Annotated in this window: 20 protein-coding genes and 1 pseudogene; 9 read left to right on the top strand and 12 right to left on the bottom strand. The window is 63.5% G+C overall.

The features are described from left to right. Window positions 1–87: 87 nt before the first annotated feature. Window positions 88–333, top strand: a complete 246-nt coding sequence (locus MTX23_RS08250; protein ID WP_280976129.1) for a DUF2188 domain-containing protein — start codon at window positions 88–90, stop codon at window positions 331–333. Window positions 334–347: 14 nt separating this feature from the next. Here MTX23_RS08250 and MTX23_RS08245 read toward each other — a convergent pair whose 3' ends face one another. After that, a complete protein-coding gene (locus tag MTX23_RS08245) occupies window positions 348–1,019 on the bottom strand; it encodes a metalloregulator ArsR/SmtB family transcription factor (RefSeq protein WP_280976128.1) in 672 nt (223 codons plus the stop codon). Between the two features lie 157 nt (window positions 1,020–1,176). Here MTX23_RS08245 and MTX23_RS08240 point away from each other — a divergent pair, with 157 nt between their 5' ends. The 4 genes from MTX23_RS08240 (at window position 1,177) to MTX23_RS08225 (ending at window position 3,511) form a co-directional block, all read left to right on the top strand. Then, the gene (locus MTX23_RS08240) at window positions 1,177–1,578 is read left to right on the top strand and encodes a nuclear transport factor 2 family protein (protein ID WP_280976127.1); all 402 of its coding nucleotides are present in this window, start codon (window positions 1,177–1,179) and stop codon (window positions 1,576–1,578) included. Between the two features lie 224 nt (window positions 1,579–1,802). Further along, window positions 1,803–2,150 (top strand): MmcQ/YjbR family DNA-binding protein, encoded by a 348-nt coding sequence (locus MTX23_RS08235; protein ID WP_280976126.1) that lies wholly within the window; start codon window positions 1,803–1,805, stop codon window positions 2,148–2,150. A gap of 197 nt (window positions 2,151–2,347) precedes the next feature. Then, on the top strand, window positions 2,348–2,953 hold the full coding sequence (locus tag MTX23_RS08230) for an MSMEG_1061 family FMN-dependent PPOX-type flavoprotein (protein ID WP_280976125.1): 606 nt from the start codon (window positions 2,348–2,350) through the stop codon (window positions 2,951–2,953). 150 nt (window positions 2,954–3,103) lie between these two features. Further along, window positions 3,104–3,511, top strand: coding sequence for a hypothetical protein (locus tag MTX23_RS08225; protein ID WP_280976124.1), 408 nt, complete (start codon window positions 3,104–3,106; stop codon window positions 3,509–3,511). 89 nt (window positions 3,512–3,600) lie between these two features. Here MTX23_RS08225 and bfr read toward each other — a convergent pair whose 3' ends face one another. From bfr to MTX23_RS08210, 3 genes are all read right to left on the bottom strand, one after another. Beyond that, entirely contained in the window at window positions 3,601–4,089 is a 489-nt protein-coding gene (gene bfr, locus MTX23_RS08220) for a bacterioferritin (protein WP_280976123.1), read from the bottom strand. Between the two features lie 132 nt (window positions 4,090–4,221). Continuing rightward, the gene (locus tag MTX23_RS08215) at window positions 4,222–4,494 is read right to left on the bottom strand and encodes a (2Fe-2S)-binding protein (protein ID WP_280978003.1); all 273 of its coding nucleotides are present in this window, start codon (window positions 4,492–4,494) and stop codon (window positions 4,222–4,224) included. 27 nt (window positions 4,495–4,521) lie between these two features. Next, a complete protein-coding gene (locus MTX23_RS08210) occupies window positions 4,522–4,905 on the bottom strand; it encodes a hypothetical protein (protein WP_280976122.1) in 384 nt (127 codons plus the stop codon). Between the two features lie 211 nt (window positions 4,906–5,116). On the opposite strand from MTX23_RS08210, the gene MTX23_RS08205 reads away from it, so the two are divergent. Further along, window positions 5,117–5,419: a hypothetical protein gene (locus MTX23_RS08205; protein WP_280976120.1), complete on the top strand. Its 303-nt coding sequence runs from the start codon at window positions 5,117–5,119 to the stop codon at window positions 5,417–5,419. A 233-nt stretch (window positions 5,420–5,652) separates the two neighbouring features. Further along, window positions 5,653–5,937, top strand: coding sequence for a hypothetical protein (locus MTX23_RS08200; RefSeq protein WP_280976119.1), 285 nt, complete (start codon window positions 5,653–5,655; stop codon window positions 5,935–5,937). A 65-nt stretch (window positions 5,938–6,002) separates the two neighbouring features. On the opposite strand, the gene MTX23_RS08195 is transcribed toward MTX23_RS08200, so the two are convergent. The 5 genes from MTX23_RS08195 to ettA form a co-directional block, all read right to left on the bottom strand. Then, window positions 6,003–6,347: a DUF3088 domain-containing protein gene (locus tag MTX23_RS08195; RefSeq protein ID WP_280976118.1), complete on the bottom strand. Its 345-nt coding sequence runs from the start codon at window positions 6,345–6,347 to the stop codon at window positions 6,003–6,005. Between the two features lie 25 nt (window positions 6,348–6,372). Then, window positions 6,373–7,572 carry a lytic murein transglycosylase gene (locus tag MTX23_RS08190; protein WP_280978002.1) on the bottom strand — a complete coding sequence of 400 codons (1,200 nt, stop codon included), beginning with the start codon at window positions 7,570–7,572 and terminating at the stop codon, window positions 6,373–6,375. 158 nt (window positions 7,573–7,730) lie between these two features. Further along, on the bottom strand, window positions 7,731–8,315 hold the full coding sequence (locus tag MTX23_RS08185; protein ID WP_280976116.1) for a TIGR00645 family protein: 585 nt from the start codon (window positions 8,313–8,315) through the stop codon (window positions 7,731–7,733). Between the two features lie 175 nt (window positions 8,316–8,490). Then, complete coding sequence (locus tag MTX23_RS08180; RefSeq protein ID WP_280976115.1) at window positions 8,491–8,934, bottom strand: RidA family protein; 444 nt, start codon at window positions 8,932–8,934, stop codon at window positions 8,491–8,493. Between the two features lie 67 nt (window positions 8,935–9,001). Further along, entirely contained in the window at window positions 9,002–10,651 is a 1,650-nt protein-coding gene (gene ettA / locus MTX23_RS08175) for an energy-dependent translational throttle protein EttA (RefSeq protein WP_280976114.1), read from the bottom strand. A gap of 255 nt (window positions 10,652–10,906) precedes the next feature. Here ettA and MTX23_RS08170 point away from each other — a divergent pair, with 255 nt between their 5' ends. Then, window positions 10,907–11,158: a hypothetical protein gene (locus MTX23_RS08170; protein ID WP_280976112.1), complete on the top strand. Its 252-nt coding sequence runs from the start codon at window positions 10,907–10,909 to the stop codon at window positions 11,156–11,158. Between the two features lie 103 nt (window positions 11,159–11,261). Continuing rightward, window positions 11,262–12,224, top strand: a complete 963-nt coding sequence (locus MTX23_RS08165; RefSeq protein ID WP_280976111.1) for a D-2-hydroxyacid dehydrogenase family protein — start codon at window positions 11,262–11,264, stop codon at window positions 12,222–12,224. Window positions 12,225–12,275: 51 nt separating this feature from the next. Here the strand turns inward: MTX23_RS08165 and MTX23_RS08160 are convergent, their stop codons facing one another. From MTX23_RS08160 to MTX23_RS08150, 3 genes and pseudogenes are all read right to left on the bottom strand, one after another. Beyond that, window positions 12,276–13,025 carry a DUF4336 domain-containing protein gene (locus MTX23_RS08160; RefSeq protein ID WP_280976110.1) on the bottom strand — a complete coding sequence of 250 codons (750 nt, stop codon included), beginning with the start codon at window positions 13,023–13,025 and terminating at the stop codon, window positions 12,276–12,278. A gap of 308 nt (window positions 13,026–13,333) precedes the next feature. Continuing rightward, window positions 13,334–14,088 (bottom strand): annotated as a pseudogene (locus MTX23_RS08155) (IS5 family transposase). Window positions 14,089–14,161: 73 nt separating this feature from the next. Continuing rightward, window positions 14,162–15,373, bottom strand: coding sequence for a L,D-transpeptidase (locus MTX23_RS08150; protein WP_280976109.1), 1,212 nt, complete (start codon window positions 15,371–15,373; stop codon window positions 14,162–14,164). Window positions 15,374–15,585: the final 212 nt, after the last annotated feature.

The raw sequence follows: 15,585 nt of genomic DNA, 5'->3' as shown, positions 1-15,585 counted from the left end.
TGCCCCAAGGACGATCGGCTGCTGCAAAATACGACATCGTGGTTTATTCTGGCAGCCCTCATCGTCCAAAGCGGAGCGAGGTTCCCGATGAGCCACGTGATCTATAAGGTCGTTCAGCACGATGGTGGCTGGGCCTATACCGTCAACGGGGTGTTTTCGGAACCGTTTCCAACGCATGCCGCAGCGCTCGCCGCCGCGCGCCGGGCCGCGACGGAGCAACGCGTCCCCGGGCGCACCGAGGCGATCCAGTACGAAACCTCCGACGGCAAGTGGACGACCGAAACCGCCGCCGGCAACGATCGCCCCGAGACGGATGTCGATGACGGCCGCTAGCGTATTTGACGTAGTCAAAACGGAACCTGCACGCCTAGCCGATCGAAGAACGCCCGTCCCCTATCCGTGATCTGCAACGCACGCGGAATGCGATGCGGTGCGACACAGCGCGCCGCGAGCAGTCGCGCGAGCACCGCATTGGCAAAGGGACCGGCGAGATGCGGCACGCGCTCGGTCCAGTCGTTGCAGAGCCGCAGATGCGGCTGCCGCGCAGGGTCGAAATCGATCTCCTCGGCCCGGCACCAGGCCAGCCCCTGCTCGGTCACGTGACCGCTGCGGCCATCGACGACGACGAGCCGGCGGCGAACCAGCGCATTCGACAGCAGCACGCCAAGCTGACCCGCCAAATGATGGTAGCAGGTGCGAGATTGCCTAAGCTGCTCGGCCGGCATCGCTCGCCTGCGCGTGGCATTGGTTCTGGCGGCCAGGTCGACCAGGGTCTCGATCAACGCCGCAACGTCGTCGTCCTTGATCCGATAATACCTGAACCTGCCCTGAGCCCAGACCGACAGCACGCGCGCATCGACCAGCTTCTGCAGATGCGCGCTCGCACTTTGCGGTGAGATCCCAGCGACGGCGGCAAGTTCGCCGGCGGGCAACGCCTTGCCATCGGCGAGCGCGCTGACCATCGCCTCGCGCGCCGGATCGCCAAGCGCCTCCGCGATCCGCGAAAATCCTGTCTGCACGGACTGGGATGATCCCACCGCATCGTCCTCCACGTCGACCGCAACGTCCTAACCATATTCAGGACGCTACGAAACTCATTTCAGATTTTCCTGAAACGTCAGAGCCGCGTCTTCAGCTCAAATCGGTACAGGTCAACAGAAAGACAAGGGAACAGTCATGACATCCGACAGGAACGATGCGGAACGCATCTACAGGCTTTGGGACGAAGCCCTCGGCAACAAGGACTTGGAAGCGGCGCTGGTGCTCTATGCCCCCGACGCCTCGATCGAAAGCCCGCTGGTTCAGCACCTGATGCAGACAAGCGAGGGGATCGTCCGCGGAAAGGATGTGCTGCGCGAGTTCGTCACGCGGGTGTTCCGCACCAACCCGCCGCAGCGCAGGCGCTTCAAGCAAGGCTTCTTCACCGACGGCCGGATCATCACCTGGGAGTATCCGCGACAGTCTCCGGACGGCGATCAGATGGATCTCGTCGAGGTCATGGAGATCAAGGACGGCCTGATCCAGCGCCATCGCGTCTACTGGGGATGGTATGCGCTCAACATCTTGAGGGCGAGCTAGCGCGACAATTCTCCCCCGATCGCGCGGCGGGCCACTCGGAGAGCTCGCTCTGTCATGATAGGCTTGCGCCTACGCGGCTGGACAAATGCGCCGCGCTCGGGGAGAAGGCGCGATGATCCGTTTGTGCGCGGCGCTTGTGGCCGCTCTGGTCTTGATGTCGGTACCGGCCATGGCTGCAGACTATCCCGCCCCGCAGCGGACGATGTAGCGATCGAAATCAGCCGATGTCGCAGGACCGCTTCCGCAAGATCGCGCTCAGTCTGCCTGACGCGATCGAGAGCGCCCATCAGGGCCACGCCGATTTCCGTGTCGGCAAGCGCATCTTCGCAACCTTAGGCTATCCCGACGAGGATTGGGGCATGGTGAAGCTGACGCCGGAGCAGCAGGCGATGATCGTCGAGGCGGAGCCGGAGATCTTCCGGCCCGTGCCGGGCGGCTGGGGCAAGGGCGGCAGCACCAATGTCCGCCTTGCGAAAGCCGATGCCACCACGCTGCGCAGCGCGCTCAAGTTGGCCTGGGACAACATCACTGCAAAGCCGACCAGGAAGCCGCAGGCGAAGAAATCGCCTTGAACGACAACGATGATGTCGCACTGCATCAGGTCCCGTGGCTTCGTTTCGGCGATTCGTTGAGCATGCATCTCAGCACCCGTTCCTGCCCAATCGCATCAACAACTGCTTCGTTCCCGCGGACGCGGTTCAGATGACGTCGAGATGACGGCGCCCGGCGCTCGGTGCTAATCTCAGGTTTCATCCGATGGGAGAGCGCCGTGACCGATCTTGCCGCAACCGACCTCGCCACGATCTATCCGCAGCCGACCGCACGCGTGATCGCCAAAGCGCGTCCGGAGATCGACGTGCACGCGCGAAAGTTCATCGAGATGTCGCCGTTCTGCGTGCTGGCAACCTCCGGCTCCGACGGCAGCGTCGATGCGTCGCCGCGTGGCGGCACGCCGGGCTTGGTCAGCGTGACAGGGCCAAATGAACTGTTGCTGCCGGACCGCTCCGGCAACAATCGCATCGACAGTTTCCGCAACATCGTCGAAGGCACGGGCCTCCTGCAGCTGATCTTCTTCGTGCCGGGCATCGACGAGACGCTGCGGGTCGGCGGCAAGGGCCGGCTGTCGGCCGATCCGGATCTGCTTGCGGCGATGATCGAGTTCGGCAAGCCGCCACGCGCAGTGCTGCGCGTCGATGTCAAGGAAGCCTATTTCCATTGTGGCAAGGCGCTGATGCGCTCGAAATTGTGGGCGACAGAGACGCGGGTCGAACGCAAGGTGTTTCCGAGCATCAGCCAGGTGATTCACGAGCAGACCGCGCTCGGCGAACCGGAGACCCAGGAGGCGGTCTACGAGCGCTACAAGACCCAGCTGTAACGTAGATACGGCGGCGCCTCCCGAGATTTTGAGACAAGTCTCCCTATTAAGATTACTTCTTAACTAATAATTAAGTATGAGTTTGCGGACGCAGCGGGGCACGGCTTAGCGTCCCTCACCGAGTCCGTAACGCAAGAATTGGTGCGTGCCATGGCCTGTAGAATCTATCGGACGCTTGTTGCGTCCGCCGGCGTTGCCGCGCTGATGTTTGCGGGCGCGACCGAGACTTTCGCAAGATCGGGAGCGGCGGCGCGCGGTGCGTTCGCCACGCACCATCCGGCCTTCCGTCATCATGGACGTGTGCCCGGCACCTTCTGGCCGGCCACCGTCGGCTTTGATTACGGCCCGTTCGAAGAGCCGCTCGTCGAGGCCGCGCCGCCGATCTCGAACGACATCCGCTACACCTACACCTATGACGTTCCCTGGGACTGGGCGCATCGCTATCCGCCGGCGGTCGTGCCGTCGGACCGTCCCTATGTGTCGAGCTGTCCGACCGAGAGTGTCACGGTTCCCGGACGCGGTGGAGACCGAACCGTCAACATCACCCGGTGCTACTGACGCGCCGGATCCAACCGATACCACAAGCGAAAGAGGCCGCCCGTATGGGCGGCCTCTTGCAATTTTGAGGATGATCCAGCGAACGCCGCTCAGGAATCCTCGCCCTTCAGATGGCCGACGTGCTTCTGGGTGTAGAGCTCAAGGCCGATACGCTTGATCAGGTCGAGCTGGGTCTCGAGGAAGTCGATGTGATCCTCCTCGTCCTTCATCAGCTCCTCGAACAGGTCGCGGCTGACATAGTCCTTGACGCCGTGGCAGTGAGTCGCCGCCTCCTCGTACAGCGCGCGTGCGGCGATTTCGGACGCGAGATCGCACTCGATGATTTCCTGGACGTTCTGGCCGATCTTCAGGGGATCAAGCACCTGCAGATTCGGAAAACCCTCAAGGAACAGGATGCGAGCGACGAACTTGTCGGCGTGCTCCATCTCCTCGATGGATTCCTTGCGCCAGACCTTGGCCATCTCCAACAGGCCCCAGTTGTCCAGCATCCGATAGTGGAGCCAGTACTGGTTGATGGCGGTCAGTTCGCTGCGCAGCCCCTTGTTGAGATAATCGATGACCTTCGGGTCGCCTTGCATGATCCACTCCACCTGTCGCGGCCTAATCGGCCAGATTCCAACTTTAGAATGCTTCTAAGTCAGATCGCTGGCAAGGGCAACCCTCCGCGGAAGCGCGTGGATAATCCTGATTGCAGTCGATTTGGGGAGGGATCAGCAGGCCGCGAGCGCGAATTCGGCGGGCTCGGCATCCTCGTCGTTGGCCGCGTGGGGATGGCTGTGCGGGCAGCCGGCGCAGCAGGCCTTGGCGCAGGGACCCAGCGCCTCATCGATGATGGCCTTGATCGTGCGCGCGCAACGGCCGCATTCGGCGCTGCAGCCGAGGCAGCCGTACATCTGCTTGGCATTTCGTGTCAGGGACCCGCCGGTGCTCACGGCATTGCGGACATCTTGGTCGCTGAGGACGTTACAGGAACAGACAATCACGGGCAGGTCCATCGGTGATGCTTGCCATTATCGATATTGTCGGGTCTCGCCGGATGCAAAAGGAAAAAGCGCTTTTTGAAGCAATTCCAAACTGATGCGGGATTCATATTGGAACGAGTCTAAACTGGTCGGGCATTGAAGCCCATTCTGGCGCTCGTCAGGCCAGTGGCACTCAATCGCCGCTGCCACCACCTCCTCCATCGCCGCCGCCGCAGTCGCCACCGCGCCGTCGGCGCTGCAGTAACCGGAACCGCCGCTATCGGAGCTACTGCTGAACCAGCCGAAGCCCTCGCCGTCTCCGCTGGGATCGCTCGCGCCGTCACCGGCCCCGCTGTGCCGTCTGCGGCCGTGCTCCGCGTTCGCGGACCTCAGGACGTAAGCGACGAGCGAGGCGCCGGCGACCGTGATCATCAAGCCCGTCATACGCTTATCGCCATGCCCCATGTCTCCGTTGTCCACAGATACGTCCTCGGTTTGTGCGGCGCGAGACGTGGCGAAATCTACACGCATTCGTGGCCAAATGAGGCGGCTCCGTTCATTGATCGTTCAAGCGAAATATGGAACCTTCGGCGAGACAGATCACTTGCATGCTGTCCCCGCTCGCGAGAGAAAAGGTGAGGCCATGAAGAAGACATTGCTGGCGCTTTGCGCCGCCGCCGCCTTGGCGGTTTCGACCGTGGCGGTCCCCGCCCCTGCCCACGCACAACGCGGTGTCGCCGCTGGCGTCGCTGCAGGCTTGATTGGCGGCGCCATTGTCGGCGGCGCGATCGCATCGCAGAACGGCTATTACGGCCCCGGCTATTACGCGCCACCGGCTTATGTTGCAGGGCCCGGCTACTACTACGGCCCGGACTGCTATTGGCAGCGCCAGCGCTTCTGGGATGGCTACGGCTGGCGGATTCGCCGCGTCAGGGTCTGCGATTAATCGCCGTTCATCTTGATTAAGTCGAACCAGACGTTCCGGAGAACCGACTGTTTTCCGGGACGTCCGCTTTATGTGGCCTGAAAAAACCGCTTTCTTGGCCGATAGAGCCGCCGACGTTTACTTTCGATTGACTGTTCTGCGCTGTTTAGCAAGACAGCAGTTCGAACCAGCGTGTGAGTCATCTCAAACCGGCGTCGGACCACGGCGCCACCCCTTCCAGGAGAGCCAAAGACATGAAGAAGACTTTAGCTGCCCTTGTCGCCGTCACTACGATTGCCGGTTCGCTGGCCGTTGCTCCGGCCGCCAAGGCCGGTGACGGCGGCGCGATCGCGGCCGGCGTTGCCGGCGGCCTGATCGGCGGCGCCCTGCTCGGCGGCGCTATTGCGGGAGCCCGTCCCGCCCCGGTCTATGTTGCACCGGCCCCGGTCTACGTCGAAGAAGCCCCTTGCCGCTGGGTTCGCGAGCGGTTCTGGGACGGCTATGGCTGGCGTTTCCGTCGCGTCCAGGTTTGCGACTGATCCATCGACGCGACTTCAGCATTAGTTTTCGAAACCCGGCCTCTTGCGGCCGGGTTTTTCTCTGGTCACGGATGCGCCCCGGGAATTCCGTGCCGCAGCGTCAGCGCGCGCAGGATCGCGTCCTTGCCCTCAACGAACCGGCGGCCGATTGCTCGACCGGTTTCGAGCCCGTGTTCAGCATCGTCGGCAAGCACGAGAACCGGCAGCGACTGGTTCTCGACACCGATGAGCGCCACAACCGCCTGCCTTGGCCGCGGCCACGCGATCCGCTCGACGTCGATCGCCTCCTCAAGGTCAGGAAATGACGCAAGCACGCCTTCCAGCAACGCGCAGTGCCAGCAATAGAAGCGCTGGCCGGGGAAGGCCGGATCCTCGAAGCCGGGCTTGAGAAGAAACAGCCTGTCGCGCACCGCGCTTCCTCCCCCGGATCGACTGTCAGCGTTGGCCGCGCATCGCGCGCAGCACCGTGTCGCTCGGCCAACAATCGACCTTCAGCCCGGCCTGTTTCTGATAGGCACCGAGCGCGGCGCGGGTGAGCATTCCGGCCTTGCCGTCGAGCTTGTCCTTGTAGAGGCCGATCCGCGTCAATTCATGCTGCATGGCCTCGACGTCGGCGGAGCGAAGCTGCGTCGACGCCGACCACGGCGTCGCAAACGACAGCGGGCTTGTCATGCGGTCGGCGAGATGGCCGACGAACAGCACGTAGAGATCGGAGAAATTGTACTCCTTGATCACGAAGTAGTTCTTCGTGGTCAGAAAAGCCGGGCCGTAGATGCCCTCCGGCTGCAGCAGCGAGGCCGGCTGCGCCTGCTCGGCGGCGCTGAGCTTCAGCCCGCGCACCGGCACGAAACCGGCGCGGAGCCACTGGCCGATCGGCCTGGTCACCTCGGGCACACCCATCGTGCAATCGACATCGGCCGGCGCCTTGACCTCGTAGGCCCAGCGCACGCCGGGCTGCCAACCCTTGTTGACGAGCTGTTGCGCCGCGGAGGCGAGCGCATCCGGCACCGAGTGCCAGATATCGACGCGGCCGTCGCCATCAAGATCGACGCCGTGCTTGTAATACTCGGACGGCAGGAACTGGGTGTAGCCGGTCGCGCCGGCCCAGGAGGAGGTCATTTCCTTGCGCTTCACCATGCCCTCGCCGAGGATCTTCAGCGCCAGGATGAATTCGGTGCGGTACTGATCCTTGCGGCGGCCGACATAGGCTTGCGTCGCGACCACGCGCAGCGTGTCGTAGGGCAGCGCATAGCGGCCGTAGTCAGTCTCGCGACCCCAGATCGCCAGCACGATCGGGGCCGGCACGCCGAAGCGCTTCTCGATCGCGTCGAGCGGCGGGCGATATTTCTGCAGCAGCTTCTGCCCTTCGGCCGCAAGCCGCGCGATGGAGGCTTCCTTGATGTAATCAGCCGGCACCTGCACGAACTCGGCCTGCGCCGGCGCGCCGGTCTTGGGACGCCCGGGCAGAATGAGGTCGGGCAGCTTGTAGTCGGGCTCGAGCCCGCGGGTCTCGCGCTCGAAAGTCGCGCGCGACACTCCGGCGGCCTGTGCTTCCGGCCACAGCGAGGCGATGAACTGGGTGAAGGCGGCATCTGCAGCGCGCGCGGGCGAGACGATGGGCCAGGATAAAAGCAGAAGCCCGAGGGCGAATGCGCGGAGGAATGTCAAATCCAACAGCCTGTTCACGCAGCGGTCCAATGGGCGCGCCGTCCGGCGACGCCCGTCATGTTCGTGCCGTGAGCCTTATCACGACACCGGATGGCTGTGAACCGCAGGCGGCGCAAGGGCTGCGCTCAGTGCGCGGCCTGCTGCTTGGCTCCCTCGATCGAGTCGTTCGACAGCTTGTCGACGATGGCGATCCCGATGGCCGACAGGATGAAGACGCAGTGGATGATGGTCTGCCACATCACGCCGGTCTCCGTGTAGTTGCCCTTGCCCGACGTCAACGCGCCCGCCTCGATGAAGGTGCGCAGCAGATGGATCGAGGAGATACCGATGATCGCCATCGCCAGCTTGATCTTCAGCACGCTTGCGTTGACGTGGCTGAGCCATTCCGGCTCGTCGGGATGGCCCTGCAAATTGAGGCGCGACACGAAGGTCTCGTAGCCGCCGACGATCACCATCACCAGCAGGTTCGAGATCATCACGACGTCGATCAGGCCGAGGACGGCCAGCATGATCTGCTGCTCGCTGAAATCGAAGGCATGGGCGAACAGGTGCCAGAGCTCCTTCAGGAACAGCACCACATAGACGCCCTGGGCAATGATGAGGCCGACATAGAGCGGCAATTGCAGCCAGCGCGATCCGAAGATCAGCATGGGAACTGGACGCAGCGACCGGCCCTTCAGGGGCGCACGCACGTCGGAGATGGCGGACATGTCGGATAGCTCGCGGAATTTGGATTGCAGAGCGCTCTATCTACGCAATCCCAGGCGCTTGAAAAGCGACAACTGGCCGCAGATTGCGCCGCGGTGCGGTCACGATCTTACCGCTCCTTCAGCCTTCTCCGCCGGCCACAGGTCGGCAGCACGGCATCGTCTTCAGTTGTCGAGCTCAGCTCTGTGAACGAACGGCGACAACCATCTCCAATTCGATGGGCGCGCCTCGCGGTAGCTCGGCAACGCCGATCGAGGTGCGTGCGTGCCGCCCGCGCTCGCCGAGACGTTCGATGAGCCGATCCGAGGCGCCATTCACGACTTGTGATTGCTGGGTGAATCCTGGCGCCGAGGCGACATACCCCACGACCTTCAAGACTTGGACGATCTTGTCCTCACCGCCCGCGGCATGTCTGACGGCGGATATGCAGAGATCAGCGCACAACGCGGCAGCTTCCTGGGCGGCCTTAATATCGACGGCGGCTCCGACCTTGCCGGAGTAAAGGAGATCTTCGCCGCGGCGAGGCAATTGACCACTCACATAGGCAAGTCCGCCGTGGATCACGACGGGGACGTAGTTTCCTCCGGGCTTATTCACGCCTGCAGGGCCATCCGTAGACATTCTGTGTCACCCTTCTGCGTCGCGCGTGAGGCATTCCTCGACAGGTTCGACCGTCCCGGCCGCTCGATCACCGCGTCAGCTTCTTGTACTTCACGCGATGCGGAATGATGCTGTCCTGGCCGAGCCGGCGCATCTTGTCCTTCTCATAGTCCTGGTAGTTGCCTTCGAACCATTCGACATGGCTGTCGCCCTCGAAGGCCAGGATGTGGGTCGCGATGCGGTCGAGGAACCAGCGATCGTGGCTGATGATAACGGCGCAGCCGGCGAAATCCTCCAACGCCTCTTCCAGCGCGCGCAGCGTGTCGACGTCGAGATCGTTGGTCGGTTCGTCGAGCAGCAGCACGTTGGCGCCCGACCTCAGCATCTTGGCGAGATGCACGCGGTTGCGCTCACCGCCGGAGAGCGCGCCGACCTTCTTCTGCTGATCCGCGCCCTTGAAGTTGAAGGCCGAGCAATAGCCGCGCGAATTGACTTCCTTCTTGCCGAGCAGGATCAGCTCGTTGCCGCCGGAGATCTCCTCCCACACGGTCTTGCTGCCGTCGAGCGCGTCGCGCGACTGATCGACATAACCGAGATGCACGGTCTCGCCGACCGTGATCGTGCCCTTGTCCGGCGTTTCCTGCTGGGTGATCATCTTGAACAGCGTGGTCTTGCCGGCGCCGTTCGCGCCGATCACGCCGACGATGCCGCCGGGCGGCAGCTTGAAGGTGAGATCGTCGATCAGCAGGCGGTCGCCGAAGCCCTTGCTGAGGCCTTCGAAGTCGACCACGTTGGCACCGAGCCGCTCGGCGACCGGAATGATGATCTGCGCGGTCTGGGTCTGCTTCTCGCTCGCCTTCTTGAGCAGATCCTCGTAGCGCTGGTAGCGCGCCTTCGACTTGGCCTGACGCGCCTTCGGCGAGGACGCGACCCATTCCTGCTCGCGGGCCAGCGTCTTCTGGTGCGCGGCCTCCTCGCGGCCCTCTTGCTCGAGCCGCTTCTGCTTCTGCACCAGCCAGGACGAGTAGTTGCCCTCGTAGGGAATGCCGCGGCCGCGGTCGAGCTCGAGAATCCACCCGGTGACGTTGTCGAGGAAGTAGCGGTCGTGGGTGACGATCAGGATCGCGCCCGGATAGTTCCGCAGATGGCTTTCCAGCCACGACACCGACTCGGCGTCGAGATGGTTGGTCGGCTCGTCGAGCAGCAACAGGTCTGGCTGGTCGAGCAAGAGGCGGCACAGTGCGACGCGGCGGCGCTCGCCGCCCGAGAGCTTGGTGACGTCGGCGTCGTCGGGCGGGCAGCGCAGCGCGTCCATCGCCTGGTCGACCTTGCTGTCGAGATCCCACAGGCCCTGGGCCTCGATCTCGTCCTGCAGCTTGGTCATCTCGTCGGCGGTCTCGTCCGAATAGTTGACCGCAAGCTCGTTGTAGCGGTCGAGGATCGCCTTCTGCTTGGCGACGCCCTGCATGACGTTTTCGCGAACGGAAAGCTTGGGATCGAGGTGCGGCTCTTGCTCGAGATAGCCGACGCGGGCGCCGTCGGCGACCCAGGCCTCGCCGGTATATTCCTTGTCGAGGCCGGCCATGATCTTGAGCAGCGTCGACTTGCCCGAGCCGTTGACGCCGAGCACGCCGATCTTGGCGTCCGGGTAGAAGCTCAGATGGATGTTATCGAGCACCTTGCGGGTCGGGTAGCTCTTGGTCAGACCCTGCATGAAATAGATGAACTGGCGCGCCATCCGCTGTCCCTGGAATTGATCCGATTTGTGGAAATTTTGCTGCCGCCGATGTAACGGCCAGCCCCCGAAAGCGCAACCGCGGGACCGGCGTTTTCCGGCCGTTCACCACGAGCGATTACCGGTTCGACACCATGTGTGCGCCGGATCACGACAATTGAAACCATCTTTTAATAAATCAGGCCAAAACTCGTTTTCAGGCGCCGAAAATGGCGTTTTTCGCGGCGAAACCGCGATCAAATGAGTAGAGGCCGCGTCATGGCTACCATCACTTCGGCATCTTTCCCGCGCCCGGCGACCAGAAGCGAGACCGGGCTGTTCAACGAATTCCGTGCCTTCTGGCGCGCCTTCATTGCGAGGGCGTTCAACCCCTATCGGCCGGAACTGCACTATATGCGTGGCCCGGGCCCGGCCTGGCGCGCCAAGCACGTCGCCGTGTCACCCGCTGTGCAATCGATGCTCGCCGAAATCCGCACCGCGAAGGCGCACAAGTCCTCTCCGTCCGCATAACAGCCGTCACCACAGCCGCTTGCGCGCCCGCCGATTGCGCGCGACCATGACGACCCACGACGGTGCATATTCGCCGTCGCCCTCGCCATGAACGGACCTGCCAATGACGCGGCTCAGCTGTGCAATCCTCGACGACTATTTTGATCTCGCGCTTTCGGTCGCCGACTGGCCCCGGATCAAGGACCGCGTCGATGTCAGCGTCTTCGACAAGCCGTTCGCAGGCGAGGCCGATGCGGCGGCGAAGCTGAAAGATTTCGACATCATCTGCGCGATGCGCGAGCGTACCCCATTTCCGCGCTCGCTGCTCGAGGGCCTGCCTAGGCTGAAGCTCTTGATCACCTCGGGCATGCGCAACGCGTCGATCGACATGGAGGCGGTCAAGGATCGCAAGATCGTGCTGTGCGGCACGCAGTACGGCCGCGATCCCACCGCGGCCCTGGCCATGGGCCTGATCCTGGAACTCACCCGCGGCATCGGCCGCGAGAACGCACGGATGCATGCCGGCGAGCCCTGGCAGACCTTTGCCGGCACCGAGATCGAGGGCAAGACGCTCGGCATCATCGGCCTCGGCAAGCTCGGCAGCAAGGTCGCCGGCATGGCCAAGCCGTTCGGCATGAACGTCATCGCCTGGAGTCCCAACCTCACGCCCGAGAAGTGCAAGGAGGTCGGCGTCGGTTACGCCAGCAAGGACGAGCTGTTCGCCACCGCAGACATCATCACCATCCATGTCGTGCTGAGCCCACGCTCGCGTGGGCTGGTCGGTGCCGCCGACCTCGCGCGGATGAAGCCGTCGGCCTATCTCATCAACACGGCGCGCGGACCGATCGTCGATGAGGATGCCCTCCTCGCGGTGCTCCGCGAGAGGAAGATCGCTGGTGCCGGCATCGATGTGTTCGCGGTCGAGCCGCTGCCATCGGACCATCCGTTGCGCAAGCTCGATAATGTCGTGATCACGCCGCATCTCGGCTACGCAACGCGCGAAGGCCTGCAGACGCATTACGGGCAGATGGTCGATTGCATCGACGCCTTCGCCAAGGGCGGCGAGCTGCCGCGGCGTCTGGCCTGAGGCGCACGGAACCACGCTCAGCGCGACCGAACTGCGAGAGCGGCGACGCCTCTACGACTTCAATATCCAGCGAAATGCGCGTCGAAGCTCGGCGCCGCCGTCACGGTCGTACCAGCGGCCATGGGCGAGGATGATCCGTTCGGGATTCCATTCGATCATGGAGGCGACGGCGGCCTTCACCGTGGCACCGTTCTTCGCGAAGGTCAGCCGCATGTCGCGCGGCGTGCTGCCGTCGGGATCGCGCACGCCACCGATCCAGGTCAGAAATCGCATCAGCGATGAGTTGATCCGGCCCGCCTCGAAATTCTCGATCAGGTCGGTCAGCACCAGCGTCAGCGACGGGCGATGGAAGAACACGACCTCCGTCATGTACTTCCCTGCGACTGGCAACGTCGCGATCGCGTCGTCCCAGGGATAGCCCGATGGCCGGTCCAGCGCCTCGCCATCGCAGGCCAGCCGCGCGCCGGCCTGCTGCCTGATCCCGGGTGCGAGATAGACGCGTGCCTCGGGATAGGCAGCATGCCAATCCGGTATCCACCAGTAATGCAGCCGGTTTGGTCCGACGATCCAGCAAGGCTTGCCGAGGCGCGCAATCTCGGCCTTGAGCGCGTCATCCAGCGGCGTCGGCGAATGAACGAACAGCCTGTCCCCGGCGAGCCGAATGATCGTCGCACGTGTTGGAAACGGCATCCTGAGCCAGCGCGGACCGAACCGGATGACGGGGCCATCGACGATCCACACGTCGTCTGCGACCGGCTTCGGCGTGTTCAGCGGTGGGTAGGTCAGGCGGGCTTCGTGCATCGCATGCCTCGCGTCGGCAACGTCGAGATGCCCAGCTTGTTACAACAAAAAAGGCGCGCTGTTCGCGCGCCGTTTTCGATGAATTGTGAGCCAGCCTGGAGCGCAATGAATTTGGATCGAATCGGTTCGGCGACCTCTCCCCGACGGGGAGAGGTCGATTTGCGCAGCAAATCGGGTGAGGGGCCGCGGCTTTAACGAGAGACCGTAATCCCTCACCCGGCGCTACGCGTCGACCTCTCCCAAGGGAGAGGTGAACCGCCGCCACTCCTCTCAACCTAATCTCATCGCGCTCTAAGGTCCGGACTCAATCAGGTCCACCAAATGATAGCGGCAGCAAGATTGACGGCCGAGAGGAAGTTTCTGGCGAGCTTGTCATAGCGGGTTGCAATGCGCCGCCAGTCCTTGAGCCTGCAAAACATGCGCTCGACGAGGTTGCGCCGCTTGTATGCGGCGCGGTCGAACGGATGGAAGCGTTTTCGGGTGGGATTGTTTGGGATGACCGGGGTTGTTCCCCGTTCGATGAGGAATTGCCGCAGTTCGTTCGCGTCATAGGCCGTGTCGGCCGCACAGCAACGCGGTGGTGGCAGAGAGCTGAGCAGGGGCAGCGCCGCGCGGATGTCACCACGCTGACCTGGCGTTACTTCGAGCGCGATGGCGCGTCCGAGACTGTCGCAGACGGCGTGGATCTTGGTGGTCCTGCCACCGCGGGAACGACCGATGGCCTGAGCCTCCGCCCCCCTTTTCCACCGGCCGCCGCACGGTGCGCCTTGGCGGTCGTGGAATCGATGGCCTGGAAGTCGTCATCGGGCGACAGGCCCCGAAGTGCTTCGAACAGATTGCGCCAGACCTCGCGCCGCGACCAGCGGTTCCAGCGATTGTAGACGGTCGTGTAAGGGCCGAACACTGCCGGGCAATCGCGCCAGCGGCAGCCGGACTTCAACACATGGATGATGCCACTGATCACGCGGCGATCATCGACTCGACGAGCGCCGGGCTGATTTTGCGGCAGCAAGGGCTCGATTGCTGCCCACTGCCGATCATTCAACCAAAACTCGCCCGCCATGATCCAAGCCCCGCAAATGCAGAGCTTGAATCATATCTCCACGTAAAATTATACATCTGATTGAGTACAAACCTTAGCGGACCGTGACCGGCGCAGGCAGCGGCTGGACGGAGGTCGGCTGCGTGCCGGGCAGCGGCGCGGCTTGAGCCTGCGGGGCGGCAGCAGCCACCGAGGTGCTGTCGGGTGTCGGCGCGGCGGATGCCGTCGCCGTTCCCGCAGGCGGGTTGCCCGGCCAGACAACCACGCGGGTGCCGACCTTGACCCGATCGAACAGGTCCGAGACGTCTTCGTTCAGCATGCCGATGCAGCCCGACGACACGAACTTGCCGATGGTCGACGGCTGGTTGGTGCCGTGAATACGGTACACGGTCGAGCCGAGATACATCGCACGGGCACCGAGCGGGTTGCCGGGTCCGCCGGCCATGAAGCGCGGCAGATAGGGCTGACGCTCGATCATCTCCGGCGGCGGATGCCAATCCGGCCACTCGGCCTTGCGGGTGATCTTCTGCACGCCGGTCCAGGTGAAGCCATCGCGGCCGACGCGGACGCCGTAACGGATGGCCCGACCGTTGCCGAGAACGTAGTAGAGATAGGTGTGCGGCGTATCGACCACGATGGTGCCCGGCGGCTCCTTGGTCTGGAACGCCACTTCCTGGCGACGCAGATTCGGCGCAAGTTGCGCCGGACCGTCTTCGGGCTGCTCATCCGGCGGCAGGGCAGCAATCTGCACCGGCTTGCCGTCGGCGCCGATCGGAGGCGACTGCGGCGGCACCGTTCCGGTGACACCGGCCGCATTCACTGCGCCCGGCGGGCGCATTCCGTTGCGATCATTTCCATTCGGATTGGCGGGATAGACCACGTTTGCGGCCGGAACGCCGCCGTCACCGTAGGCCTGTTGCTGCTGCGATCCACCCTGCGGGCGGTCGGCATAGATCACCGGTGGCGGCCCCATCGGGCGGCCGTAGCGCGGATCGTCCGGCGACATCACCGGGCCCGATGGCGCACGATCGGAGTAAGCCGGCTGGGCATTCATCGGACGCCCATAGCGCGGGTCATCCGGGGACATCACAGGACCGGGTGGCGGCAACGAGGCCGAATTCTGCGGCGCATCGTCATCGTCGAGCGAGTCGAAATTCGGCATGTTGCCCGGCGAATAGGGCTGGGGCGCCGCGGAATAGGCGGGACCCTGGGGAGCCGGATAACCCTGCTGCGCATGCGCAAACGAGGTTCCTGCCACCCCAAGTGCCGCGGCAGCGCAAATCGTCAGAATGCGGTTGATCATCATTGCTCTTGTATAGTCCCCAAGCCACACCGGACCGTTAACGGCCCAATGACCGAAGATAGCGGCGCATTCAAGACAAATCCGCGAAACCCAGCCCAATTCGGGCATTTTGTGATCCCGTGTGACTACGGCAACGGTGTCCCATGGCTTGGAAAAGACTGTCTACGTGCCCGAAATCATCAATCACCCGCATTTTGTAACAAACAGTCTTCAAG

It is taken from the genome of Bradyrhizobium sp. ISRA436 (assembly GCF_029910015.1).
Taxonomy (GTDB): domain Bacteria; phylum Pseudomonadota; class Alphaproteobacteria; order Rhizobiales; family Xanthobacteraceae; genus Bradyrhizobium.
The sequence above is the reverse complement of the archived record's forward strand: the minus strand, read 5'-3'. Positions and strand labels throughout refer to the sequence as shown.